Below are 26020 nucleotides of genomic sequence, written 5' to 3'. Positions count from 1 at the left end.
TTCAATCCACACGCCCGCACGGGGCGCGACTTTACGCTTGCGCTTCCACTCTTTGCTCTTGTAGTTTCAATCCACACGCCCGCACGGGGCGCGACAACAGTAGGTGCAGTAATAGAAAGCTATGTAATAGGTTTCAATCCACACGCCCGCACGGGGCGCGACCCGTATCAGCGTCAAAAACGTCGATACTGGTTGGCGTTTCAATCCACACGCCCGCACGGGGCGCGACCAAAACAATTACATGGCTATCTGCGACAACTGCGGTTTCAATCCACACGCCCGCACGGGGCGCGACGGTTTGAAACCATTCAAAGCTATATTAACAATTCAATGTTTCAATCCACACGCCCGCACGGGGCGCGACTGTTCATACGTGAAATGATTATAATAGAACGCTTTCAAACTATAATACCGCGAACTAAATATTTAAAAAAAGTTTATCATAAATAAAGTGAATTGCAAATAGATTCAATTATCCTTAAATACCGGATCGCGAACACTTCTATAAAAGCATGATAGCATCAGTATCGCGCTTTTATGTAATAAGTATTCCCTCGGGATCATATCCTGGATTTGCTCCAATATGTTCAATTTTTGGTCTCCAATTACTTCCTAAATAATAAAACCTTAAGCTGTCTTTCTCTTTATCCATTATATCAATAAGCATGTTCTTTAATAAAACCATTTGATGAGGTTCTACTAAACATTCAAAAACGGAATTCTGTACTCTTTGTCCGTAATTCATGCAAAGTTTTGCTATTTTTCTTAGCCTTTTCTCTCCAGCTTCAGTAGTAGTATTAACATCATAAGTTATCAGCACCATCATATTCTTATCACCTATTTCCAAAAGAATGGAGGATAATCATCTAAATCACCTCGTATATGCCTAGCTAATAAAAGTGCTTGGGCATATGGCAAAAGTCCAACTGGTATTTTTTCATCAAGGTAAGGATGAGTAATATTATCCCTTTTTCTATTTTGCCATTCCGTTAGTACTGTTTTTTTAGTATCATCATTCATGATAACTGCTCCAGACTCTTTTTCAATAAAACCTTTTCCATTGATTTGCTTCCTGTTAATCAAAGACAATACCATTCGATCAACAAAATAAGCTCTAAATTCTTCCATTAAATCAAGTGCTAAGCTACTTCGACCGGGTCTATCACTATGAAGAAAACCGACTTGAGGATCTAGTCCTACTGATTCTAAAGCTGCTTCAACATCATGAGAAAGAATTGTGTAAAGAAATGATAATAATGCATTTACTTTGTCAGTAGGAGGTCTTCTAATTCTTTCGTGAAAACTAAATTCATCTTTTTGATTAAGAATCATCATATCAAAGCATTTAAAGTACTGCTTAGCTGCTTCGCCTTCAATTCCTCTTAACACATCTATATCTGTTACATTTTCGACTTCCTTTGCTAATCTTTTTAAATTATCTACTGTTAATTCTAATTCATACGTTTCAATTTTATCTCTATGATCTCTTAATGCTCTTTGAAGGCAAACCCTAGAATTCAAAATCTTTGCTACAACAAATCTTTTTGATAAGCGTAGAGTTATTTCTTCATTATCTGACCATCTATACTGCGACCTTCTCAACAAAACATTTCCATGAGTCTTTCCTGTTACTCTGCCCAAAAAATAGCCATTTGAGCTTAAAAATGAAAAAGCAACACCCCTTTCACAGCATAGTTTTATAAGTGCAGGGCTAGCTCCAGAATAACCAAAAGTAATGATTCCCTCTAAATTATGTATTGGTATTCTGAGCTTGATTTGATCATCAACTTTCACAAGAACATTTTCACCCTCGCAAGCTAAATAAGCTTCTGGAGTAGTTACATATAAAGTATTCAAAAGCCTTCTCATTCTGTTTCCTCACTTTCAAGAAAAGCTGATCTTATGTAGTTGGCAACTGAGCGATATTTCTTTGTTAATCTAGGTTGACATAAGTCTACCATAGAACAAATTGAGCAATGCTTACCAACCTCAGCTGGTGGAGTTATTCCCTCTCTAAACATTTCATGCATTTTTTCAGCTAAGGAATATACTCTGATTCTTAGTTTTTCATCAATCTCTATTCTCTGTCTATGCTTTGTTTGGGCATAGTATAGTTCTCCAAATTCAATTTTCACTTTCATCATTTCTTCCAAGCAAATAACCTGTGCACATAGTTGAACTGTATCCCGATCATCTTTTTTGGGTTTACCTCTCTTGTACTCAACTGGAGTAACTTTCCATAGTCCTTGATAATTATTAAGTCGAGTTGTAAATTGCGATTCATATTCTGCTTCGGAAAACTCTACAACATCAGCTATTCCTCTCAATCCAAGTGTATAAGATATTATAGCATCGCCCTTGCTACTCTTATACCATTTCTGTTCTCGCTAATGAAAGGATTATCTGCTCGTTTGTGTAAAAAATGCCCTTCGACTGTCCTTTCATTTTCAGCCCAAAGTTGTTCAATATGTATTAAAGCCCATTGCCGTTTACAAAAAGCAAAATGTTGAATACCCGATAACATTAAAATATCGTCTTCAGAATATATCATTTTTCAATGCATTTTACTCCTTCCGGTAAGTTTGTCTTATCAATTTTTATAAGGTAATCATTATAACTTCTAGGAGGTTTTGAACTATCGATTCTTTCAACGTCTACGAGGTCAAAAAGCTTGTTAGCAGAGCAATTTCCCAATTCTGAAGAATGCTCAAAAATTATTAACTTTCTGGTTGACATTTTTCCTCTGGCTGCAGAACGGTCATGATCAAACATATTTATTAAGGAATCCCATAATACTTCTAAATCTTGTGTATTAAATCCCGTCTTTCTAGCAAGGGGAGCTGATATAAATCCTTCCATCCTATATAATGCATAAGGTACAATATGCTTCCGCCCCATGGTACGCTCTTTTTCAGCATCTTTTTCATTAGTTACTGCCATTCGAGTTATAGATATTTCCTGAGGAACAATAGGATCTATACTTTTCGCAAAGCCAAACTGGACAGGTCCTCTTACTTGGCCGCAATTTACATCTGTTGTCATTACTGCTCCAAAGGTACGAATATCAAAAAATCTTTGACACATATAGTCAGTAAGTTTTTTCGCCTCTTCCTTATCTTTAGGGAGTTTTTTTGACACCTGAGGAATTTTAAGCTCATCATATGCGAGTTTATTTAAATTATTTAACACTGCGTTTTCTTGTACGTAAATCTCATAATGCTTTTCATTATTCTTTGCAATATCAACATAATTTCTTACTTTTCTTTTTATACAAACATCTGTAATAATTCCATGACTTGTTTCAGGATCAATTCTTGGCATATTACCGGCGTCAGGATCACCATTTGGATTTCCATTTTCAACATCAAAGAACAATATAAACTCATATCTTTTGATTAAATCACTCATTTTATTTCCTCCTTATCTTCTTTTTTTATATAATTTGCTTGATTCTGATGATAGTATCCTAATACAAATAATCCTTGGTGTTCGAGATTTAGATACGCTGGAAAACTTTCAAGCTTATTCATAACTTCTTGAATTTTGATATCAATATATGTTCCTTTTCCCTCTTTATCAAGTTTTGACTTATGGTGTCTATAAAGCCTTAGCAATATTGGAAAGACAACAGCCGGCGTTGATGATGCCGTACCAAAATATTTGTCACTTATACCAGAGTTTATTTCTTTTCCTATTGCATCTTTTTGAGCCTTTTCCAATAAAGAAAATAATCTTCCTAGTAAATATGCATTTTCTGTTAATGATTCATTAAGAGACACAGTTATCATTTCCTCCTTATCTTTTTGTTTGTATGTTCTGAACTTCCTAATAAGATACGCTTTAATAATTCCAACAGAAATTGGGTTTGCTGTTTCGCCTTTTTCATCATTTCTCTTATTTTTTCTGACCCTAGACAATGCCATTGTATACAAATTATATGGATATTGAGCCCCAGTTAAAATAGAGTATAGCAATTGCCCAGCTAGTAAAGGTGGTATATTTTCGGTTTTCCCTTGTGCAGCAACTTCTTTTAGCAATCTCCATGGTGGAATGAAGTTACCAAATTTTTTACTACCTACAATATAGATATCTTTATAATGTGTAGTTATTTTATTTAATACTTCTCCAAAAGAATTTACTTCCCAAAATCTAACAGAAATTCTTGCAGCATTGGGAGCAAGTCCAAGTATATAACACTTGGTATCATGTCTGAAATCTGAGTTTTTTACACTTATACCGTCCATTATGTTCTCTAAAATTTCTTTAGCTTGTCTTGCTGTAGTTCTATCAACTGCAAATTGCTTCTTATCATCATTTTCATTTTCCGAAATATCAGGTTCAAACGGATCTAAAGACCAAGATAATATTATTTCTTCCTTAGAATCTAAATCTTTCTTTTCAGCCCAAAAAACTATAGTAGTATCAGCAAATGTTAGACTATTCAATTTGCTGTTGAGTAAATAATTCAGTGCTGTTGTGTATTCAAAAGTAGCCTTTTTGCTTACAGGTGCATTAAAACTCTGGTCTTTTCCGTAAGACTTAAACGATTCATTATTAAATGAGACAATAGCAGCACCAGAACTTTGAGCTCCCTTAACGCCTTTTATTAAATTGTGAGTTCTTGAAATATTTCCAAATTCACCTGTAACAAGGCATTGTGCTGTAAAATTGTCGTTATCTTCATCAATTGCCTTTGCGATTAGTTCGCTCACAAAACTACTTTCATGCAAAAAGCCTTCACCTTCAATTTTAAAAACAATATTGTATCCGCTGCAAAGTTCATTTGCTTTATTAAAAATAATAGGATTTTCTTGCCATTTTCTAGGGTTCCAGTTGTTTATAAATTTAAGAAATGCTTTTGCTTTTATGTCATCTATATCTTTTAACCTATTATTATTAAACTCTTTAAATATGTTGAAATTATCAATTGAAATATCTACAATTGGTTGTTTAGTGGTTTCATTTAAGCAGATACCAAGTACATATGATGAATTATCATATAGAAAATTTGCTTTTTTGCCGCTTGTCCTTTGTACTTCTTGTGGAAGTATCATATATCTTGGTAATAACTTCTTATTTTCTGGCTTATATATAGGTATGACATCCAACAATTCTCCTTCTGTAGATATAAGAAGGATATGAGAAACCTTTGAATTGCTGTATCCCGGTGGAGCAACTCCTGAATCACTATTTATCAAAGTGTTATAGTAATTGCTAAGTGCCTGTAATATCAAAATTCCACATCCCTTCTTGTGTCAATAATCCCGTTTATCATCTTAGGCCTAAAAAATATGGACCTCATACCGTTTTTAAAATCAATATCCCAAAGCATCCACCCTAGATCTACTTCTCCATCTAAACATGATTTTTCTATTTCTCCTTCAACCAACTCAAAATATGCCGGAAATTCTCTGCAACCCAAATATGGTCTCATATGACATTGCCCTTTTCTAGCTCTTCGAAGAAAAATATTATAGTGTTTTTCTTCGCTGTCTTCATCTCCTGCTTCTTCAGTCATTTCAAAATGTGCTTCAATAATGTATTCAACATTCTTTAATAACAAAGTTGCCCGTTGTTGTCTATCGTCTATTATATATTGATGTAAATCAATTTCTTTACCTGAAACTGCTGCCTTTACTTTTTTGGCTGAAATCTTACCTCCCAATTCATTTCTTCGATAGATTCGAATTTTATTGGTTTCATAACATGAATTCTATCAATAACCCATTTTATAGCAGGTTTCCAATGAATTGCTTCGATAATGCCTCTAGCAGCCGATGGGGTCATAACATCATAACTAACTCTTTCAACTTTCATTTCGGGTCTTGTGAAGCAAGCATACTCACCCCATACCCTCAGTTTAATACCGTATCCCATATAGCCCTCCTTTGGTAATAATGTTTAAAATACTAATATTTCATTGGGTGCTTTTACATCAATAGCATCCTTAAGTCCTGTAATATAATCATAAAATGAGCTGTCATTAATAACCCAATAAATCCCGCCCAATTTTTTCACATTTATTGCTCCCGCTCTAACTAATGCATCTTTTTCAAATGAATAAATTTGAACAGAGTATTTTTGCAAACTTCTTGCATACATCCCCGGATATTTACTCTTTTCCATTTCGTATATTAATTGCTTTGCAGCTTCATCAAAAGGTACAATAACTGTAACCATATCATTTTCTATAATATTAAACTTCTTAGATATATCTTCAAATGGAAATAAAAGCTCTTTCTTTCCCTCATTTATATCTTCTAAAATTTTTTTTGAATCTAAATTTTCTCTTTCATAATCATACAATTCTTCAAAATAGTATTTTATTGCTTCTGAAGACAGAATATTGTCTCCAAATTTTCTTCTAGTACTTCTTGTAATTGAAGCGCACAATTCAAATCTTCCTTTGTTTGGCATACCGTAAATTTCAGGTTCAAAGACATAAACCATACCAGATTCTTTTTTCCCCTCTCTATTACATCTTCCTGAAGCTTGCGCAATTGAATCTATTCCTGCCATTGACCTATATACAACAGGAAAATCTACATCTACTCCTGCTTCTATTAACTGTGTCGAAACGACTCTGCACTCTTTATTCTCTTTTAGTCTTTTACGTATTTCACTCAATACTATTTTCCTGTGAGCAGGACACATTCTGGCTGACAAATGAAAGGTTCCTTCTTTTTTTAATGTATGCAGTTTATCAAACAATTCTTTAGCATGCCTTCTGGTGTTCACAATACACAATACTTGTTGTAATTTAGATAACTCGAATGAAATCTCATTATCACTTTTATTTCCGATATATCTTATGTTTACTCTTTTGAATATCCTATTTAATTGATCTTGATTATTAATAATTTCCGTAATTTCAATATTATTGGGGACAAACCTGTCAATAGAAGGTTGTGTAGCTGTACATAATATTACAGTAACATTGTAATTTGAAATAAGCTCTGCTAACGCATATAGACATGGCCTTAAATAGTCTATGGGCATCATTTGCGCTTCGTCTAATATCACAACGCTATTAGCAATATTATGTAATTTCCTGCATTGTGAACTTTTATTTGCGAACAAAGATTCAAAGAACTGAACGGACGTTGTCACAATCAGTGGCATATCCCAATTTTCTGTTGCCAATCTGTGCTTTTTATCATCATTTCGCCATGTATCGAAGCTATCATCGGGATAATCGTAATTACTATGATGTTCCAATACATTTTCACTACCTACAGCTTTTCTAAAAACATCTGCATTTTGTTCAATAATACTTGTATAAGGTATAACATATATTATTCTATCTTTCTTATTTATTTTTGCATGTTTGAGTGCAAAGGCTAAAGATGAATATGTTTTTCCTCCGCCCGTTGGAACTGTAAGAGTATAGAAACCTGTTTTCCCGCTGGCCATTTCTATACATCTTTTCAAAATTTGATTTCTTGCACTATTAATAGTAGAAGGGTTTTTCCTGCATTTATCTTCAAGCATTGATAATGTATTTTGAAAATGATAATATAATTCATCTATTGATTTGGTTTCTCTATATTTATATCTATCATATGACATAAATTTCTCTGTATCTAAAAAATCTGCATCCACTACACATGAATACAAAAACCTTATAAAAAAAGATTTACTAAAAGCATCAGTGTTTAGAGATTTAGGCATTGGAATAGTCAATAAATCACTGTTCTTTAAATTTGGTATATTGAGTTCATTTTTGTAGTATGAATAGTCTTTTATATCTGTCTTTGACAGGCGTGATAATAAATTTCTCTCTTTTCCAATGTTTCCATTTGGCAATCCGCTATGATGGCCTAATATGACATATGCAAGTACTCTACCAATCATTCTTCCAAATCTTTTTTCAGCTTCTATTGCTCCGGCGGTAGAATGATCAACTTTTTCGCTACTGCCTTCAAGACGAGATTGAAACTCTATCGAGTATTTCCCCAAATCATGTAATAGACCTGCAACATATGCTAATCTACCGGCTCCAAAGCTAGACGCAAATTTTTCGGAATTTGAAGCGACATTTTCCAAATGGTTAATTAACAATTGCCATTCATTTTTATCATTAGTATCAGTGGTGTGAGCATAAAAGTACATATCCCCTAACCTCAAAAAACCATATTTAATTTGATCATGTTTTATAAACTATAGTGCTTAATTTTCTAAAATAAATCTATTAAATCCAATTTTTGATTTTATTCTACAACTTTTAATGAAAATCCTTCTTTTGACTTTAAATAAATATAAAATTTACTCATATTATCCTAAAATTTAGCTGGAAAATTACTAAGTTTGAGTGTATTTACATTAATACTTTGCTTTTCCCCATCCTATCTTCCTAAAAAAAGATCTCAAAACAATCCGATAAGTCATGCAACCGTGAAACTAGAAAAGAAAGCTGGATAAATTATTATTAAGTTTATTGATTGGAGTATTTTTTCATCAAACATAGACAAAAAAATAATTGATCCAATGGCAATTATTGTAGTATAATTCCTTGTGTTAACAATATTCTTATCTAAAGGAATCTTTATATATTATAGTTATTCAATATATAATTTGTATTTATAGTACATATTTCTATGTATTTTATAATTTAAGGTTATAATTTTATAATTTAATTTTGCATTTTCCTATTATAAAGAACTTAAGGAAGTGATAAAAGCTTACTATAATAAAGGTTATATTGGTTTGGTATTAATTGGTTCTGACCCATATATACCTACTGCATTTGTAAGAGCCAGTTTTTATACCATTTATCCTTCTGACCTATTCTATGCAGATATGGATGACTGGGGACAAAAGGATAGCTACGGGGTATAGAGTGAACCTACAGAGGCCAACGTTTATACATATGGTCCGGAAATGTTTCACGGTAGAATCTCTGAGGCAGTATCAACAGGTGGGAATTTATGCCTTAAGGCAAATAAAATTGCAAACCATCTCAATAAACTGCATGATTTCCGAATAAATCAAGGAAACTTAAAATGGTGCAAATGTTGGAAAAAATACTTAGAAAGAATTCAAATCGCTCAAATTGATAATGTAATAAATATTTAGCTTGATTGACTAATCAACCTCCTACTCGGCAAGAATTGATTTGTCAAGAAGGAGGTTTTTTGCAACATATCGTTTTGCTATATGGTTTATTTTTGCACAATACATGTACAAAGAAATAATTGTAACTATGGTAATTGTTATGATATAATTCCTATAGTTAACAGTTTTTGTATCTATAGGGGCGATTATCTATTAAAGTTATTCAATATATAATTTGTATTTATAGTATCTGATATTATCTTTTTCACAATTTATGTCTATTATTCTAAGTTTTTATTTTGATTTTCATTACTTAGAAAGGGGGGATGAATAATGACATGAAGAGGATATATTCCAAAAGAAAAGTATTTACTTGGAAGTAAAAAAATCACAAAAGAATAGGAGGAGTAAAAATGAAAAAAATCAAGTTGCTAACATCTGTTTCTCTAGTTTTATGTCTTGACTTGTAGGGTTCCCTATTCCACTCTTTGAAATCCCCAACGTTTATGCAGCAGCATCAGATCTTATTGACGGAAATGACCCAAGTATAACTTATTATGGTAATTGGAGCGAAATTAATAATTCAAACTGTTATAACGGTTCAATGAAAAATTCATCTTCTTCTCTTGACCTTGCTTACTTCAAGTTCACCGGAACGGAATTTGTTTGGATAGGAACAAAGGGCAGCAATATGGGTAAAGCAGAAATCTATATTGATGATGTGTCTCAACCGTTAGTAGATTTATATTCCCCTACAACGTTGTATCAACAAGAAATATTCAAAATATCAAATCTTGAATATGGTCAACATACAGTGCTTATTGTTGTGAAAAATTTAAAGAATTCAAACTCATCTGGCTATAATGTAAATATAGATGCTTTTAAATACGATTCATTGACTTATGTAGACGGAAACAATCCAAGGCTAACTTTCTACGGAAATTGGAGAGACGTTAGCGATCCAAACTGTTATAACGGTTCAACAAAAGTTTCAGATGAAACTTTTGACTTTGTCGCTTTCTCCTTTATCGGAACGGAATTTGTCTGGATAGGAACAAAGGGTAGCGATATGGGTAAAGCAGAAATCTATATTGATGATCAATCTTATCCGTCGTTAATTGATTTATATTCTCCTACAACACTTTATCAACAAGAAATATTTAAAGTATCTGGTCTTCCATACGGTGAACATGACATACTTATTGTAGTAAGAAGTCATAAAAATCCAAATTCAACTGGCCGTAATATAAGTATAGATGCCTTTAAATATGATTCATTGGCTTATGTAGACGGAAATGATCCAAGTATAGATTATTATGGAGATTGGATTGAAGACTACAACTCAAATTATTATAGCGGATCAACTAAAATTTCAGATGAAGTGTATGACTTCATTTACTTTACCTTCACCGGAACGGAATTTACTTGGATAGGATCAAAGGGCAGTAACATGGGTAAGGCAGAAATTATTATTGATGACATATCTTATCCGACATTAATTGATTTATATTCTCCTACAACGTTGTATCAGCAAGAAATATTCAAAATAACAGATCTTGAGTATGGTGAGCATGATATACTTATTGCAGTAAGAAGTCATAGAAATCCAAATTCAACGGGCAATTATGTAGATATAGATGCTTTCATATGTGGAACTAAACCCGGCAAAGACATGTCTATAGCTGAAGTAGACAATGGTTTCCTTGTGGTTGTAGCCGATAAAATTTATAGTGGGTATGATTATCTGAAAGATGCTGTTCACACCTATGTATATGACACTATAAACCTAGAAAACTATCACACAAAAATAATTACTGTTGCTAATAGCAATGATGTACTGAATCTGAATGCTGACTATATCTGCGATACTCCCGATGAACTTAAAGAAGTAATAAGAGCTTATTATAATAAAGGCTATGAAGGCTTTGTGTTAATTGGCTCCCATCCGTTTATACCTACTGCATTTGTGGTGGCAAACGGTGATGATGCCGGAACTGTATATCCTTCAGATCTCTTTTATGCAGATATGGACGACTGGGGTTCACCGGATAGCAATGGAAGATACAGTGAAGCTACAGCAAGCAACCTTTATAAATATGCTCCCGAAATGTTTTTCGGTAGAATCTCAGCCGGAGGATCATCAAACGGAAATTATTACACTGAGTCTTTAAAAATCACAGAATATCTTAATAAATTACATAATTTCCGCATAAATCAGGGAAATTTAACACCGGAACAGAGTTCCAGAACTCTTGTTTTAAAAGATGATGATTGGAGCGTATTTAAAGAGAACACTACAATGTCCAAACTCGGCAAGGAAATCTATGCAATTTACGACAATAGCCTCTCATCAAGTGAAACTCTTGTTTCGGAACTGCAAAAAGGTTATAAGTTTATTTATGAATGTTTCCATTCAAATAATGTAAGGCATTATATAGATGAATATCCAAATGATCAACATCAAGTAGATACTTCTTTTGATTATAATGTAGTAAGAAATATCAACCCAAAAGTAAACTATATAAACCTCTTTAACTGCTCATCATGTAAGTATATAAACAGCAACGGAAATCCAATGGACAACTTGGGAGAAGCATATCTTTTTGATAGCGATTATGTAATTAATGTAACAGGAAGTTATGACACATGGGGCCTCCTTCCCGACTATCAGTATTGGGACCAGATTGCAGAAAATGAGCCCATTGGTGTAGCACTTAGAGACCTTTTGACAAGAGAAAGTGTAAATCAAAACTTGTATTGGTATCAGTTAGACATGCAAAGATGTGCATTGTTTGGAGATCCTACAGCAAAATATTATGTGACACAGCCAACCAACAGAGCGCCATATATTGGTACAGACCTTTCTGCTTCAAACTATAATCCGAGAATAAACGTTAAGGCTAATACAGCACTAAACATTTATGTATACGATTCCGACAGCTCTTCCTTCTCATACGAAGTTAACGGACTCCCTGCAGGTTCAAATATTTCAAAAAGTGGCAATGTCATAAAATGGATACCTTCAAGCAGTGATATTGGTAATGTTTATACAATAACAATTAAGCTATTTAACACAGATTCATCCAATAATCCTATTAATAAGTACGTAGAAACATTTACGGTAAGAGTAACCGACAATTCATTACAGCAATCACCGATAACAATGCAACGAACTGACTTTGCAATAGACGGACAAGAAGGTGGATTTAGGAAGTTGCCAATTATAGAAGAACTGTTTAGAGAAAGATCAACTCGTCCGGAATAAGAATGCAATAAATAATTTGACTGAATAACTAAAAAACCTCCTTCTTGCAAGAATATGCCGAGAAGGAGGTTTTTCATCTCCTGTTATAAAGTTTATAATTGCCATTCTCTTTTATATTTTACATCATACTACTTGAAAGCATCTTCCATCCACTGCTTATAAAATAGAAGGAAAAAGCTATAATAAATATTCCTAACAATAAAGCAATTGAAGAATACACAGTATCGCTAATAAGCTTCTTTCCTTTCGAAATTGCAGTGGATATTACGGTGTACCATGCAAAGTCCGATAAAATATGTCCTATATAAAAAACAGAACACCGATTAACCCTATAGTATAAGCTCGTCGTACCGATTCCATTCCTGTTGATGCCCATCATAGGATAAAGTAAGGATTGGTTGCACTTATAGATATCCCTGACAATACAAGGTTTCTCATGTTTGAATTATTCCCTGTTTTTTGGTTGTTTAGTGAAACCGATTTATTAATAGAGGACTTTACCATATCATATCCCATCCATGCAAGAAAAAGACCGCCAAACAATCCAATAAGTCCTGCAACTGTTAAATTGGAAAAGAAGTTTTTAAGTCCAAATGTCATGACAAAAATCAATATAAGTTCCAGGATTCCGTGACCTAGAACTACCAGTGGTCCTGCTATCCAGCCTTTTTTAAGGCTACCGTCTATTGTGATTCCAAGCATAGGTCCAGGCATCATTGCACCTGAGAAACCTATAATAAAGGCACCAAGAAATATTTCTAATAAAACCATGTTTATCAACCCTTTTAGTATATTCCCCATTTACTGTTGCTACAGTTTCTTGGATATAGTTATAATTATATCCTACTCTCAGTACTTTTCAAGTAAAAGCAAAAAACCGTGTACCCTGCAAGTTGGGTTGACACGGTCAATTATTGCCGGATTATTGTGGTGAACTATTTAATTTCTTCCTAGATTAAACCAGCTTGAAAACATTGTTATAAACAACTTTCCAAAGGAGGTTTTTTCTATATCCCTGTCGGATACAAGATCTACTTTTGCGATTTCCTTTTCATCGATTTTATAAACTACTTCTCCTACTTTATCACCTTTTGACACCGGCGCCGTAAGGGATCCTTTCAATCTTACCTCCCTAATTACCTTTCCTTTGTCGCCTCTTGCAAGAAGAAGTTTTACGTCATCGCTGTAAAGGGCCTTTATCTTGGGAACTAAAGCTTTTTTAACTTCGATTTCGTTAACTACTTCCCCTTTTTTGTTTACCTGTGTAGATTCATAATTGGCAAATCCATAGTCTAAAAGCTTTCTCGTTTCTGCAAATCTGGTGTTTGAGTCCGGCTCACCCAATACTACCGAAATGAGCCTCATGTTGTTCCTTGTGGCAGTTGCCGAAAGGCAATGGCCTGCTGCACGGGTAAAGCCTGTTTTCAGTCCGTCACATCCTTCGTAGAAATGAACAAGCTTATTGGTATTAACCAGTTGAAATTCTCCGTTTCTGAAGGAATCCATCCAGATGGAAGTAAACTCAAGAATCCTCGGATGATTTACAATAAGCTCCCTCGACATAAGTGCAACATCGTATGCGGTGCTGTAATGTCCTTCATCCGTAAGACCGGTACAATCAAGGAAATTTGTATTCTCCATGCCGAGTTCCTTTGCCCTTTCGTTCATGAGAACCACGAAAGCCTGCTCGCTTCCGGCTACGAGTTCGGCCAGAGAAACAGTTACGTCATTGGACGAGTGGGTAGCAACTGCTTTTAAAGCATCCTTTACGGAATACTGCTCGCCCGGCTCAATATACGCCTGAGAACCTCCCATACTTGAAGCATACTCCGATGCTGTAACTATATCATCCATGTTGATTTTACCGGAATCAATTGCTTCCATTACCAGCAACATGGACATGATTTTGGTTATACTTGCTATGGGAAGCTCTTCATGGCTCCTGTTTTCCAAAAGAATCTGACCGGTTGCAGCATCCATCAGAACATAGCTTTTTGCTTGCAATTCAAATACATTGGTGTTTGTCATTATATCGGCAACAGTTTCGACATCGTATACCGGCTCATCAACAGCCGGAGCCGAAAGAACAGATATTGTCATTATGTTTAACAAAAATACTGCTGCAACAACAAAAATTATAACTTTTCTCAACACTTAAAGACCCCTCCAAGCATTTATCATCATTAGATTTTTATGCTTGAAAAAGCCTATATATACTTAATTTAAAAAAGTTTGTACGTTTCCTTTAATCAATAATACAGTGAACGTATTTAACGGGCTCAGGTTTTGTGCCTTTTATGACAAAAGCGTTTTTAGAAAGCTCTTCTGCGTTGTTGCAGTCCGGCATATTGGTATGAAGTATGCACAGAGTATCTCCTTTATCAACCCAATCGCCTACCTTTTTTACCATCGTAATACCTGCCGCAAAGTCTATACTGTCATTTTTGGTCTTTCTTCCGGCACCGAGAAGCATTGCCGAAACACCTATGTCTTCTGCATTAATAGAATTTATATATCCCTCCGTTGAAGCCTTAACTTCTATGTGCCTTTTGGCCTGAGGCAAAAGATTAGGATTGTCTACTACCTCAGGATTTCCACCCTGTATACTAATCAATTCCTTTAATTTTTTTACGGCATCTCCGGATTCTATCAATTTGCACATTTGAGCATATGCTGATTCATAATCGGAAAAGGCACCGCCCAAGACTGCCATATGGGATGCAATTATCAATGCCACCGCCGTCTCATCCTCGGCGCCGCATCCTTTCAATATATCTATTGCTTCCTTTACCTCGTTGGCGTTTCCTACTTCATGTCCTAACGGCTGACTCATATCCGTTACAACTGCCACAGTTTTTCTCCCAAGAGACTTTCCTATTTCCACCATGGTCCTTGCCAAAATCACCGCTTCATCCACCGACTTCATGAAAGCTCCGGAGCCCACCTTGACATCTAAAACAATGCAATCGCACCCGGACGCTATTTTTTTGCTCATTATTGAGCTTGCTATAAGCGGTATGCTGTCTACGGTACCGGTAACATCCCTTAAAGCATATATTTTTTTGTCTGCAGGAGTGAGATTTGGCGATTGACCTACTATAGCCATTTTATATTTATTTACATTATTTATAAATTCCTCTTTTGTAAGCTCGGTTCTAAAACCTTCTATGGACTCCAATTTATCAATAGTTCCCCCCGTGTGCCCCAATCCCCGTCCGGACATTTTTGCCACTGGGATTCCCGCACAGGCGCAGAGCGGAACTATTACAAGGCTTATTTTATCTCCCACTCCACCGGAGGAATGTTTGTCAACCTTGATGCCCTCAATCATCGACAGGTCAACATATTCACCGGAATTGACCATGGATAAAGTGAGGCTTGCAGTCTCTTCCTTGTTCATTCCTTTAAAATATACAGCCATCAAAAATGCAGACATTTGATAGTCCGGTATTTCGCCCTTTGTATAGCCTTGGACAATATAATCAATTTCAGCAGCAGTTAAAGCCTCTCCACGCTTTTTTTATTTATAAGATCAACCATTCTCATAATTTTGACCTCCGAAAGTAATCATAATGCTTTACAGGATGCTTAAAAGAAAACTTTCTCCCATTAAGCTGTTGCCAATCCCAAGATAGTGGGCAACAGTCTTTGCAACATCTGCAAAAGTACTTCTGGTACCTAGGTTTACATTGCTCTTAAATTTCTTTCCGTACACTAGCAAAGGTACATACTCTCGTGAATGATCGGTACTTTCCGTGGATGGGTCACAGCCGTGGTCCGCAGTTATAATAAGAAGGTCATCTTCCGCCAATTGCCCTAATATTTCAGGAACTCTTCGGTCAAACTCCCTTAAAGCATTGGCATAACCCTCAATATTGTTGCGATGTCCATAGATCATGTCAAAGTCTACAAGATTTGTAAAAAGAATTCCCTCAAAGTCATCCTTCATATATTCAAGCGTTCTGTCCACTCCATCCATGTTGTCATGTATATGTACAGAATCAGTAATGCCGTTATTATTAAATATATCCTCAATTTTGCCAACCGCTTTAACTTTGTATCCGCTTTCAACAGCATAGTCCAAGAGAGTTTTTCCTACAGGGTCAAGGGAGAAGTCTTTTCTCCTGTCAGTCCTTTTGTAGTTTCCGGACTCACCGATAAAGGGCCTTGCAATTACTCGTCCTACAGCATGTTCTCCGGCAAGAATTTTTCTTGCCGTCCGGCACATATCATAGAGCTTTTCCACCGGTACTACATCCTCATGGGCCGCTATTTGAAACACACTGTCGGCAGATGTGTACACAATTGGATATCCTGTCTTTACATGCTCATCTCCTAACAGCTTGATTATCTCTGTCCCTGAAGCCGCAACATTTCCCAAAGTCCTTGTTCCTATACTATCTTCAAATTTTTTTATCACATCCTCGGGAAAGCCATTTGGATATACCGGAAAGGGTTTATCCAATATTAGACCGGCAATCTCCCAATGTCCCGTTGTTGTGTCCTTGCCTGCAGATTTTTCTGCCATTCTTCCGTAGCAGCCGATAGGATTTTTTGAAGGCTTATAACCTGTCATGCCGTCAATATTTCCCAGTCCCAGCGATTCAAGATTTGGAAGACTAAAGTCCGGTAAATTTTTAGCAATATTTCCTAAAGTGTTGCTGCCTACATCACCGTATTTTATTGCGTCGGGAAGCTCTCCCATGCCTACACTGTCCAAAACAATTATTATAGCTCTTTTCATAGCTTCCTTCTCCTTTGATTTTAATAAAGGTTTGCCTCTTTCATTTCACTCCAAGAGGTAAAATAAGAAAGGCAGGATATTTTTATCCCACCTTTTTATTATATTACAAATATTAAGTTTAATAAATCATTCTTTTTTTGTTTAAATTTGTTTAATCACGCTCTCGGATGAGTTTTTTTATAGATTTCCTTTATTCGATTTTTTGCAAGCTGCGCATAAACCTGTGTTGACGAAATGTCGGAATGTCCGAGCATTTCCTGTATTGACCTTAAATCTGCACCGTTTTCAAGAAGATGTGCAGCAAAGGAATGCCTAAGAGTATGTGGAGTTATGTCTTTGTTGATTTTAGCCTGATTCTTATACTGCTTTATTATCTTCCAGAATCCCTGCCTGGTCAGCCTTTTTCCGTTTACATTAACAAACAGAGCTTTTTCATCAGGTCTTTGTATCAAAAGATTTCTTGATTTCGACAAGTATTCGCTCAGGGCATTTACAGATAGTGAACCGATTGGTATAATTCTTTCCCTTGCTCCTTTGTTACATCTTATAAATTGCATTTCAAGGTTTACATCCTCCAAATCAAGGGAAATAAGCTCTGACACCCTTATTCCCGTAGCGTAAAGGAGTTCAAGCATCGCCTTGTCTCTGTACCCCTTTAAATCATCACACTTTGGCTGATCCAAAAGAAGCTCCACTTCTTTTGTCGAGAGAATCTGCGGAAGTTTCTTTTCTACTTTAGGCGACTCCAGATTTTCTGTGGGATCCTGAGATATTATCCCCTTTTTGGTTAGGTATTGATAAAATGACCTTATCGATGCAAGATTGCGGGATATGGTAGAAGTAGCCCTGCCTTTTTTTTGTAAGTGCAAAAGATATGCTATAACAGTAGTTTTATTCGTATTTGCAATATTTTGAACCTTCATATCCTTTAAATATGTAATGTACTGCTCTATGTCTCTTTTATAAGATTGCAAAGTATTAAGAGACAATCGTTTATCATTTTTCAGAAAATCCAGAAAATCCAACACCAATTCTTCCATTAGCATTCTACTCCTTCTTATATACAAAATTTATTTTAAATATTAAAATTTAGCATGCTATCAATACATAAAATCATATTGCTTCTCAACGTCTAACACCGCTATTTTGAAGTATTTCAGTTAACAATATTTTACTCATCCTTTACATTATATAAGAATTTCTAGTTACAATGCAATATTTTCCCATGTTATGTAGAATAATTCGGTACATTGAATAATTTTCTTGTTTTTTTTTTGTGCATAACTTACAATATAATAGTATTTATGCAATTATAACCATGAACTATATCGATTTTTTTTAGCAGTACTGTTGTATGTAAACAATACGGTTCAAGAAATCATCATTCTCATAAATACCGGTGAAATATAGGCCTCCACCAGTATTCCCGCAAGCATAAGGCACGAAAAAAACAAAGTAACAAAGCAGTAAGCAACAAAGTTTGTTTTAAGGCTGTCTTTCGATATTTGCTTGGCTGATTTGTTCTTTACAATATTAAGCGAAAATTTGATACCGTTTACCCCGAGAGCAATAATACACGGAACCGTGATTATTTCCTTAGGGAGAATTGTCAGTAATGTAAATACAGCACCTTTCAGCCCTATAATGTATATTATAAAGCCCGATGTAAATCCGGTAATAAATCCTCTTATACCAATAAGAAGATATATAAAAGGTATACCGATGATAGTTACTCCCAAAACCCATAAGGCAATTACCAGTCTTGCGTTATCCATAATGGAGATTCTTAATATTTCGTTGCTGTCAACCCATTGATGTTTAAAAAGTTCTAAGAATCCTTGAAAGTAATTTATCAGTTCGTTTCTTTGTAGTGAGCTTAATCCATTAACAGTAAAAGCTCCTGCGGATATTCCCCCAATATACATCAGCAGAAGAAAAAAATATGTGTTTATGTTGTTTTTTATATGCGAAGTTAAGACCTCATGTATTTTCTTTATCATTTTATCCCCTCTAAGTTTTTTTTGCTAAGTTTAGATACTGTCAGGCAATTGCCTTTTACATTAAAGATTCTATGCTGTAGAATAAAAAAAAAAATTACAATACATCAAAATGTATTGTAAACTTTACTTAAAAACAACAGCTGGTCTATAAGATTGACTTTTAAACTATTCATTCTTGTCCTATATTTTTATTTCCCCTTTTACTATCTTCTCTGCCAAAAATATGCCTATTATGGATTTGGCATCGGTTATTTCATGGTTTAGAACCATTTCCACAAGCTTATCTACCGGAACCTTTTTAGTGGAAATAAACTCATCCTCATCGGCACAAGCTTCTCCCTCATGAAGTCCGACAGCAGCATATATATGTAATATTTCATTGGTAAAGCCCGGTGCCGAGTAAAAACTTAAAATATGCTTTATTTTATCAGCTTCGAGTCCCGTTTCCTCTTTTAACTCCCTCTTTGCACAAACTCCGGGGTCCTCGCCCTTGTCCAGCTTTCCGGCAGGCAACTCAAGCAGTTCTTTTTCAACAGGCTTTCTGTATTGTCTTACCATATAAATCTCATTATTATCGTTTATGGGTATAACAACCGATGCTCCCGGGTGCAAAACCACATCGCGGGAGCTTCCTTTCCGTTAGGAAGCAATACATTAACGCTTTCTACGCTTATTATATTGCCGCTGTAAACACTCTTTTTCGATATGGTTTTTTCTTCATAATTCATTAATATGTCTCCTCCTAAGATTATTTATTGCTGTTTTTCTTGATTTCATCTGTAGCGAGCTTGTCACACCTGTTGTTGTATTCATTATCGCTGTGTCCCTTTACTTTAATCCACCTGATTTTATGAATACTGCTCAGTCTGTCAAGTTCCTGCCACAGTTCCGAATTTTTTACATCTTCTTTACCGGAAGTCTTCCAGCCGTTTTTTTTCCACTTTTCAACCCAGTTTAGCAAAAAACCGTTTACAAGATATGCACTGTCGCTGTAAAGGTCTACTTCACACGGTTCCTTTAGCATATTTAGAGCATTTATGGCAGCCTTAAGCTCCATTCTGTTGTTTGTAGTGTCCTTTTCGAAACCGGATACTTCTTTTTTATGATTTCCGTATATTAATATTGCGCCCCATCCCCCGTCTCCCGGATTGCCGGAACAGGCACCGTCAGTATAAATACTTACTTTTTTCATGGCAGCTCCTTATGTATTGCAAATTGATTTTCAAACTTAATCGTACATTTTGCCGATATCTAAAGCTTTTTTGGTACATTCATTCATTGCTTCGATTATGGCATATCTAAATCGATTTTTTTCAAGAGAGCTCACAGCTTCAATGGTAGTTCCGGCCGGTGAGCAGACTTGGTCTTTCAGCTCTCCCGGATGCTTACCCGTTTCAAGAACCATTTTTGCAGAACCCAGAACAGCCTGGGCTGAGAGCTTGTATGCCAGGTTTCTCGGTATTCCCGAAAGAACCGCGGCATCAGCCATTGCTTCAATAAACATGAAGACATATGCAGGACTGCTGCCGGTAACTGCTGTGACTTCACTCATCAGTTTTTCTTCCAAAAACTCTACTTTGCCAAAGCACTCGAATATTCTTTTTACTTGCTGAGCTTCTTTTTCGTCGACATTGTTGTCGCAACACATCAAAGTCATTCCTTCTCCTACTAGTGCAGGAGTGTTGGGCATTGTCCTTATAATTTTTTTATCTTCTCCTATTATTTTTTTGTAGAATTTAATCGGTATTCCCACTGCAACAGAAACCAGTATTTTATTATTGTCAATAGCCGGCTTTATATCATTAAGAACTGCCTTAACCATATTTGGCTTTACTGCAAGAATGAGTATATCTGCCTTTTGCACAGTTTCAAGTGCACTGTCAGAGACGGTTATTCCTGTATTTTCTTTTAATATGGATAGCTTGTCTTTGTCTACGTCAAAAACTAAAATATTTTCTGCCGGAATGATATTTGATTTTGCTATGCTGGTTATCATAGCACTTCCCATATTACCTGCACCTATAAAACCAATCTTATTGATCATTTTTATCCTCCTTTAACAATAACTGAGGTCAGTTTGTCCTTTTCTATCTTACCACAAACAAGAGCAAAAATTACAAAAAAAATTTCATAAAAACCATTGACATAAGAATTAAGCTGTTGTATACTATAAAAGCGTCGAAGGGGTATAGCTCAATTGGTAGAGTAGCGGTCTCCAAACCGTTGGTTGCGGGTTCGATTCCTGCTGCCCCTGCCAAATGCCTGTTTCAAATATGGAACAGGTTTTTTGTTTTTTCATTTTTCATTTCCAAATCCTTTATTCCACAAATTAATACAAACGTATATATTTCATTTTACACAAAGAGGCAAAAGCTCGGAACATCGAGTCCCTTCGCTTTTGCCTCTTTCATTTCATTCCAAGAGTCCAAAATAAAAAGGTGCATTTAAATATGCAACTGTCAAAATTTAAAGGGGGCAAACCTATGATTTTAATTGATTATGTTGTGTGGCATGATGGACGTTTTTGTTAAATTTAGAATATAATTTACAACACTTTTTGTCAATACTTGTAACACGACTGTAATATATTATTCATATTCAGTAAAAAAAAGTAACAAAAATTTAATAAAGCTTCAAAAATATCCTTATTGACTAAAAATGCTTTTATGTTATTAATCAGTCGGGATAAACTAATTTTTATAAAATATTTTTTATTGTTGAAATTTAGATTATGCCATGGAGGATGAAATGAGAATAGAGACTATAATTGAAATATCCTCGCTGATTATTACTGCCGTTTTGCTGTTAATTCTTATCCCCAAAAATAAAATACGGGAAGCCATTGTTATTTTTTCTTTTAAGCAGATGATAACATGGCTGCTTGGTCTTTTTGTGGCCGAATTCAATTTAATCGAATACCCGATAAGGTTGTTTGCAAACGCCACAAAAGCCAGTTTTACCTTCGAATACTTTGTTTATCCTTCAATTTGTGTTGTTTTCAACCTCTACTATCCTGAAAACAAAAGTTTGCTGAGGAAAACACTGCATTACGTTGTTTATACTACTGCAATAACTGTTTTTGAGCTGATACTGGAGAAATATACCGAAAATATTAGATATACCAATTGGACATGGTATTATACTTTTTCATCTGTTTATTTTACATTCTTTTTATCAAGAACTTATTACAAGTGGTTTTATAAAAAAGCAATAACGCTCCTTGCTGATTCAAGGAGAGTTGTTGCTTTTTTCCTGCTGACAGCCCTTGCAATAATTAGAATCAAAACAGGTAGCACAAAGGCTATTATCCATGAAATACTCCTAAAAACATCGGCTTCCAATGAGATGGAACTTATTAACCTTTTCGGTATAAGGCTTAAACTCATAATCACCAGTGCCAAGGGCATTATAAGCGGCTGAAAATATTGTAGATCAAAGGTCTTTTTAAATACATGCAGCAAAAAATAAAACGATGTACTCAAATACATAAAAGCTATGGTTGCCCAAGTAATAACCAGAATACTTTCAGCTCTTTCGAAAAACCGTCCGAATTTTATTATACGTGCAAGCTCATATGCCGGCAGCAAAGCTTCTATTGAAACCGGATAAGGATATATGCTTACAAACGAAAAGGTAAGGCTTATCAATACCACTGAGCAAATTGTCAGACCAACAAATCCCGCCTTGTTATAAACAGAGCTTTTTTTTACAAAAGGCGGTAGCAGGAATAGAAAAATTAATTCAGAAAAATCCGATATTCGAAGGGCTCCTTTTACAAAGATGTTAAAAGGCCCCAAACCCAATATGGGTTTGATATTGTCAATTCTCATAGACGGTATGAGAGCAATAATAAACAATGAAAAGCTGATTACAGTAATAGGAACAAGTATTGACTGAAACCTTATCAAAGCTTCAAATCCTTTATAGGCGCTTATAATCATGCCCAGCACAAAAAATAACATAACAAATCCTATTGGGGACATTGTAAACCCCATGGTTTTCATTTCTTCGCTAAAGTTCCTAAGATAGAATGATGACAAAGCAATCAGAAAAATTATTATTAAAACTCCCGTCAGGATTTTTAAAACTTTTCCGCCCAAAATCCCACCTATGTCAATAATATCCTTACCTTCAAATTTTGAATACAACTTACTGATAAAATAAAAGGCTATGATAACAAGGATTGAAACATATATTGCCAAAATCCACGCAGCAGGGCCTCCTATTTGGGCCATGGTGCTGGGAAAGTTCAGTATGGCTTTTGTTGAAATCATGGTAATCAGGAGACATATAGCTTCATGACTTCCAAAAGTAATAATGTTGTTCATACTTTAAACCACCTTTAATACCTAATATAGAATACTAATATAGGGAGAGCAACAGCGGCCAGTGCAATAACAAAAATCATAATAGCACCAAGCCTGTTTTTTTCATCCCATGTCCATTTTCCGTAACTTATTGTCCTTACAAATATCCATAAAAGAATTATTGCCAAAATTAATCTCAAAAAGAAAATCATAATTTATTCTTCACCTACCTCAATGCCGGTTGCGGGATTTGACCTTAGCATAAGTCCGGGTCTTCTTATTTTTAAATCAACATTAATTTCAAATTTAGAGTCGGGATACTTTTCTATCCAATTGAAATCTATCCATTCATCCCAAGTTAAAAATTTACCTTTCATTTCTTTTCCAAATCCTGCTGTATCGGTTTTCAGCTCTCTGGCTGTCTTTTCCAGCATTCTGGTAATCCCTTTCTTGAAAAAGTCCTCTGCATAAGTCTCAAGTATATTCACCATTTCAAGGCTTTCATAATTAATTCCGCTTTGTATTGAAAGAATATCTGCTTCAAGGAAAACCTTTACTTTTATATTGGGCTTTCCATTTACTATTTCAACACTTCTATTGGGATTTCTGTTTTGCTTTATATTAAGAAGAACTACATAATCTTCTACCAAAGGGTCAGGTATTGTAACATACGAATAGCCGAAATCTCCTTCCAGCATAAGCTGAAGTTGTGTTTCTTCCCCGTCAAACTCTCCCACCATTTTTGAACCGTTAAAAACAGCAAGTCCCATTATTTCCGACTTTGTTGTACCTACCTTGGGCATATCTCCCGCTTTGAAGTCACCTTCCAACGGCAAATCTCTTCCTTTTTCTCTATATGTCGAATTATCCGTATTTATGTCATCGGATTTTTCAAATTTGCTTATATCAGCTAGGACCGCCAAAGGTTGAGAAGCTTCGTTTACCATATTTTTGTAAAAATTCATAAGAGATGTGTTGGCTGAAAATCCTGTGTAGCTATATGCGCTAAGTACCATTTCATAGTACTTTGCGGGATTTGATTCAAGTTCCGGCTCTACTGCCCTTAAATATCTTTCTGCAGCATTTCCGGAGCCTCTTGCAACCAACACATAGGAATTTGGTCTGAACTCTCTTCCCCGCATAAGAGCATTTATATATTTCTCAACGCCTTCCCTTGCCAGCTCCTCTGAGAAAACAAGTACCTTTATCTGTGACATATTTAACTGCTTGCTGACATAAGAGTTTATCATATTTAATCCGGAATAAATTGACGGCGCTTCAACAGTTGTATAGGATACAGATTCTTTACCACCGCCACCTCCACCGCCTTCTCCTCCTCCTGCCACTTTGGTTGGAATTGCAATCTGCAGAGTCATTTTGATAGAACGACCTTGTCCCTTGTCAAAGCCAATAGCTATAGGATTAACCAGATCGTCAACTTCTCTTTTGTCAAAACATCCTGTCATGGAAAGGCACATAATAAAAGAAATAAGTACTATCAAAGTTCTCTTTGTTTTACTTCCCATTTTTAACCCTCCCTCTCTTTTTTCTTTTCACCAGTCTTGCAATTGCTAAAAGAACGAATGTCATACCAAAAGGAACTAGCCAGCCATAACTTCTAATTATTTTGTTATCAATATACATTACCTCCATCAGACTTTCGGGTATGAGACTTATAGCAAACATTATCAGGGTAAAAGGAATTATAAGAGGTCTATAGTACTTCAGCTTAAAAGTCTTTGAAAATATATAGACTATAAAAAACAATCCGCAACTAAGATATAGCAAACCTGACAGCGTCCATATAAGTAAAAAAACCGACTCAATTCTTTGGAAAAATCTCCCGTATTCCAAAATTCTTGACAGTTCAAAAAAAGGAAGAACATTATTTGCAGAAATAGGGTATGGGAATACAAGTAAATAAGCAAGAACTCCTAATGTCAAGATCAAGCCGGACAAAATAATTACGGTTATGCCGATTTTTCTTATATTCTTGTATTCTCCCATAAAAGGAGGTATAAAAAAAGCGAAATTAGTCCGGAATATATCGATACTCTTGGTAGCCCTCCCACAAATATATCATAAGGTCCTTTGCCAAAGATTGGCATTAAATTTGAAAACTCAAAATTTTTAATGGAACCGGCAACAACTATTATGATTCCTATTGAAATAATCGGAAGAGCAATAGATGCACTTCTTGTCAAAGATTCTATGCCGAAATGGACACTAATAATCATTCCTAAAGTAAAGAAAAGCATTATAAAAGTAACAGGAGATTTTGTAAAGCTTAGTATTTTTATATGCTCAGTAAATTCTCTTAATTTTATTGAAATTATGAAAGCGCAATCTATCGTAACCATCAGTCCGACGATGACTCTTACGATATTTCCGCCAACAAATTCTCCTATATCCAATAAATCTTTTCCTTCAAACGCAGAGTAAAATTTTGATATTATTAGAAAAAGGCACAAAGCAATTATGGAAACATAAATTGTCATGATCCATCCTGCATTTCCTACACTATTTGACATAATACCAGGAAATCCTAGAATTAACTGATTACATATGAGAATTAATTGAAGTGATATCACTTCTCTCTTGCCCAAAATTACTTTTCCTTCCACAGAAGTCCTCCTGTCCTAATGACTTA

General features: G+C 35.2%; 17 protein-coding genes, 1 tRNA gene, 7 pseudogenes and 1 CRISPR repeat array. Of the genes and pseudogenes, 4 read left to right on the top strand and 21 right to left on the bottom strand.

What is annotated here, in order from left to right; genetic code table 11:
• Positions 1–63: 63 nt before the first annotated feature.
• Positions 64–364: direct repeats of the CRISPR family, unit length 32 nt; unit sequence GTTTCAATCCACACGCCCGCACGGGGCGCGAC.
• Positions 365–535: 171 nt separating this feature from the next.
• The 7 genes and pseudogenes from cas2 to JCM21531_RS10285 all read right to left on the bottom strand — a co-directional run bounded on the left by cas2 (position 536) and on the right by JCM21531_RS10285 (position 8112).
• Positions 536–826: a CRISPR-associated endonuclease Cas2 gene (gene cas2, locus JCM21531_RS10315; RefSeq protein WP_038289554.1), complete on the bottom strand. Its 291-nt coding sequence runs from the start codon at positions 824–826 to the stop codon at positions 536–538.
• 11 nt (positions 827–837) lie between these two features.
• Positions 838–1869, bottom strand: a complete 1032-nt coding sequence (gene cas1c, locus JCM21531_RS10310) for a type I-C CRISPR-associated endonuclease Cas1c (RefSeq protein WP_038289553.1) — start codon at positions 1867–1869, stop codon at positions 838–840.
• Positions 1866–2551 (bottom strand): annotated as a pseudogene (gene cas4, locus JCM21531_RS10305) (CRISPR-associated protein Cas4). Before cas4 ends, cas1c begins: the two are co-directional and overlap by 4 nt.
• Positions 2548–3408: a type I-C CRISPR-associated protein Cas7/Csd2 gene (cas7c, locus tag JCM21531_RS10300; protein ID WP_038289552.1), complete on the bottom strand. Its 861-nt coding sequence runs from the start codon at positions 3406–3408 to the stop codon at positions 2548–2550. Before cas7c ends, cas4 begins: the two are co-directional and overlap by 4 nt.
• The gene (cas8c, locus tag JCM21531_RS10295; RefSeq protein ID WP_038289550.1) at positions 3405–5234 is read right to left on the bottom strand and encodes a type I-C CRISPR-associated protein Cas8c/Csd1; all 1830 of its coding nucleotides are present in this window, start codon (positions 5232–5234) and stop codon (positions 3405–3407) included. Before cas8c ends, cas7c begins: the two co-directional genes overlap by 4 nt.
• Positions 5231–5877: pseudogene (cas5c, locus tag JCM21531_RS10290) on the bottom strand (type I-C CRISPR-associated protein Cas5c). The gene cas8c and the pseudogene cas5c overlap by 4 nt, the downstream one beginning before the upstream one ends.
• A 24-nt stretch (positions 5878–5901) precedes the next feature.
• Positions 5902–8112 (bottom strand): CRISPR-associated helicase/endonuclease Cas3, encoded by a 2211-nt coding sequence (locus JCM21531_RS10285; protein WP_038289548.1) that lies wholly within the window; start codon positions 8110–8112, stop codon positions 5902–5904.
• A gap of 594 nt (positions 8113–8706) precedes the next feature.
• On the opposite strand from JCM21531_RS10285, the gene JCM21531_RS23780 reads away from it, so the two are divergent.
• Entirely contained in the window at positions 8707–8838 is a 132-nt protein-coding gene (locus JCM21531_RS23780) for a hypothetical protein (protein ID WP_279379034.1), read from the top strand.
• Positions 8839–9658: 820 nt separating this feature from the next.
• Complete coding sequence (locus JCM21531_RS10275) at positions 9659–12319, top strand: hypothetical protein (RefSeq protein ID WP_038289543.1); 2661 nt, start codon at positions 9659–9661, stop codon at positions 12317–12319.
• Between the two features lie 118 nt (positions 12320–12437).
• Here JCM21531_RS10275 and JCM21531_RS25090 read toward each other — a convergent pair.
• The 9 genes and pseudogenes from JCM21531_RS25090 to proC form a co-directional block, all read right to left on the bottom strand.
• A pseudogene (locus JCM21531_RS25090) lies at positions 12438–13090 on the bottom strand (LysE family transporter).
• Between the two features lie 168 nt (positions 13091–13258).
• Positions 13259–14473, bottom strand: a complete 1215-nt coding sequence (locus tag JCM21531_RS10265; protein WP_094184776.1) for a D-alanyl-D-alanine carboxypeptidase family protein — start codon at positions 14471–14473, stop codon at positions 13259–13261.
• A 91-nt stretch (positions 14474–14564) separates the two neighbouring features.
• Positions 14565–15865, bottom strand: a pseudogene (locus JCM21531_RS10260) (pyrimidine-nucleoside phosphorylase).
• A gap of 31 nt (positions 15866–15896) precedes the next feature.
• The gene (locus JCM21531_RS10255) at positions 15897–17063 is read right to left on the bottom strand and encodes a phosphopentomutase (protein WP_038289541.1); all 1167 of its coding nucleotides are present in this window, start codon (positions 17061–17063) and stop codon (positions 15897–15899) included.
• A 155-nt stretch (positions 17064–17218) separates the two neighbouring features.
• The gene (gene xerD, locus JCM21531_RS10250; protein ID WP_038289539.1) at positions 17219–18103 is read right to left on the bottom strand and encodes a site-specific tyrosine recombinase XerD; all 885 of its coding nucleotides are present in this window, start codon (positions 18101–18103) and stop codon (positions 17219–17221) included.
• Between the two features lie 330 nt (positions 18104–18433).
• Entirely contained in the window at positions 18434–19063 is a 630-nt protein-coding gene (gene spoIIM, locus JCM21531_RS10245) for a stage II sporulation protein M (protein ID WP_038289537.1), read from the bottom strand.
• A 180-nt stretch (positions 19064–19243) separates the two neighbouring features.
• A pseudogene (locus JCM21531_RS10240) lies at positions 19244–19791 on the bottom strand (NUDIX hydrolase).
• Positions 19792–19811: 20 nt separating this feature from the next.
• Entirely contained in the window at positions 19812–20255 is a 444-nt protein-coding gene (gene rnhA, locus JCM21531_RS10235) for a ribonuclease HI (protein WP_038289535.1), read from the bottom strand.
• 36 nt (positions 20256–20291) lie between these two features.
• Positions 20292–21107 carry a pyrroline-5-carboxylate reductase gene (gene proC, locus JCM21531_RS10230; RefSeq protein ID WP_038289534.1) on the bottom strand — a complete coding sequence of 272 codons (816 nt, stop codon included), beginning with the start codon at positions 21105–21107 and terminating at the stop codon, positions 20292–20294.
• Between the two features lie 138 nt (positions 21108–21245).
• On the opposite strand from proC, the gene JCM21531_RS10225 reads away from it, so the two are divergent.
• A tRNA-OTHER gene (locus tag JCM21531_RS10225) sits at positions 21246–21320 on the top strand.
• 472 nt (positions 21321–21792) lie between these two features.
• On the opposite strand, the gene JCM21531_RS18935 is transcribed toward JCM21531_RS10225, so the two are convergent.
• Positions 21793–22008 (bottom strand): hypothetical protein, encoded by a 216-nt coding sequence (locus tag JCM21531_RS18935; protein WP_038289530.1) that lies wholly within the window; start codon positions 22006–22008, stop codon positions 21793–21795.
• On the opposite strand from JCM21531_RS18935, the pseudogene JCM21531_RS24145 reads away from it, so the two are divergent.
• Positions 21929–22171, top strand: a pseudogene (locus JCM21531_RS24145) (CBO0543 family protein); the annotation flags it as partial. The gene JCM21531_RS18935 and the pseudogene JCM21531_RS24145 sit on opposite strands and share 80 nt — an antisense overlap.
• 89 nt (positions 22172–22260) lie before the next feature.
• On the opposite strand, the gene JCM21531_RS10210 reads toward JCM21531_RS24145, so the two are convergent.
• From JCM21531_RS10210 to JCM21531_RS10200, 4 genes and pseudogenes are all read right to left on the bottom strand, one after another.
• The gene (locus tag JCM21531_RS10210; RefSeq protein WP_054847056.1) at positions 22261–23391 is read right to left on the bottom strand and encodes a GerAB/ArcD/ProY family transporter; all 1131 of its coding nucleotides are present in this window, start codon (positions 23389–23391) and stop codon (positions 22261–22263) included.
• A gap of 14 nt (positions 23392–23405) precedes the next feature.
• On the bottom strand, positions 23406–23570 hold the full coding sequence (locus tag JCM21531_RS19160; protein ID WP_162149310.1) for a hypothetical protein: 165 nt from the start codon (positions 23568–23570) through the stop codon (positions 23406–23408).
• 15 nt (positions 23571–23585) lie between these two features.
• On the bottom strand, positions 23586–24896 hold the full coding sequence (locus JCM21531_RS10205) for a Ger(x)C family spore germination protein (protein WP_038289528.1): 1311 nt from the start codon (positions 24894–24896) through the stop codon (positions 23586–23588).
• A pseudogene (locus tag JCM21531_RS10200) lies at positions 24886–25868 on the bottom strand (GerAB/ArcD/ProY family transporter). The gene JCM21531_RS10205 and the pseudogene JCM21531_RS10200 overlap by 11 nt, the downstream one beginning before the upstream one ends.
• Positions 25869–26020 lie beyond the last annotated feature (152 nt).

The organism is Acetivibrio straminisolvens JCM 21531 (genome assembly GCF_000521465.1).
Classification (GTDB): Bacteria; Bacillota; Clostridia; order Acetivibrionales; family Acetivibrionaceae; genus Hungateiclostridium; species Hungateiclostridium straminisolvens.
The sequence above is the reverse complement of the archived record's forward strand: the minus strand, read 5'-3'. Positions and strand labels throughout refer to the sequence as shown.

Excerpts from the sequence above, each read along its gene's own strand:
- cas2 (WP_038289554.1), bottom strand. The coding sequence starts at position 826 with ATGATGGTGCTGATAACTTATGATGTTAATACTACTACTGAAGCTGGA.
- JCM21531_RS10275 (WP_038289543.1), top strand. The coding sequence starts at position 9,659 with ATGAAAAATTCATCTTCTTCTCTTGACCTTGCTTACTTCAAGTTCACC.
- JCM21531_RS10255 (WP_038289541.1), bottom strand. The coding sequence starts at position 17,063 with ATGAAAAGAGCTATAATAATTGTTTTGGACAGTGTAGGCATGGGAGAG.
- cas1c (WP_038289553.1), bottom strand. The coding sequence starts at position 1,869 with ATGAGAAGGCTTTTGAATACTTTATATGTAACTACTCCAGAAGCTTAT.
- xerD (WP_038289539.1), bottom strand. The coding sequence starts at position 18,103 with ATGGAAGAATTGGTGTTGGATTTTCTGGATTTTCTGAAAAATGATAAA.
- rnhA (WP_038289535.1), bottom strand. The coding sequence starts at position 20,255 with ATGAAAAAAGTAAGTATTTATACTGACGGTGCCTGTTCCGGCAATCCG.
- JCM21531_RS10285 (WP_038289548.1), bottom strand. The coding sequence starts at position 8,112 with ATGTACTTTTATGCTCACACCACTGATACTAATGATAAAAATGAATGG.
- cas7c (WP_038289552.1), bottom strand. The coding sequence starts at position 3,408 with ATGAGTGATTTAATCAAAAGATATGAGTTTATATTGTTCTTTGATGTT.
- JCM21531_RS10205 (WP_038289528.1), bottom strand. The coding sequence starts at position 24,896 with ATGGGAAGTAAAACAAAGAGAACTTTGATAGTACTTATTTCTTTTATT.
- JCM21531_RS10210 (WP_054847056.1), bottom strand. The coding sequence starts at position 23,391 with ATGAACAACATTATTACTTTTGGAAGTCATGAAGCTATATGTCTCCTG.
- spoIIM (WP_038289537.1), bottom strand. The coding sequence starts at position 19,063 with ATGATAAAGAAAATACATGAGGTCTTAACTTCGCATATAAAAAACAAC.
- proC (WP_038289534.1), bottom strand. The coding sequence starts at position 21,107 with ATGATCAATAAGATTGGTTTTATAGGTGCAGGTAATATGGGAAGTGCT.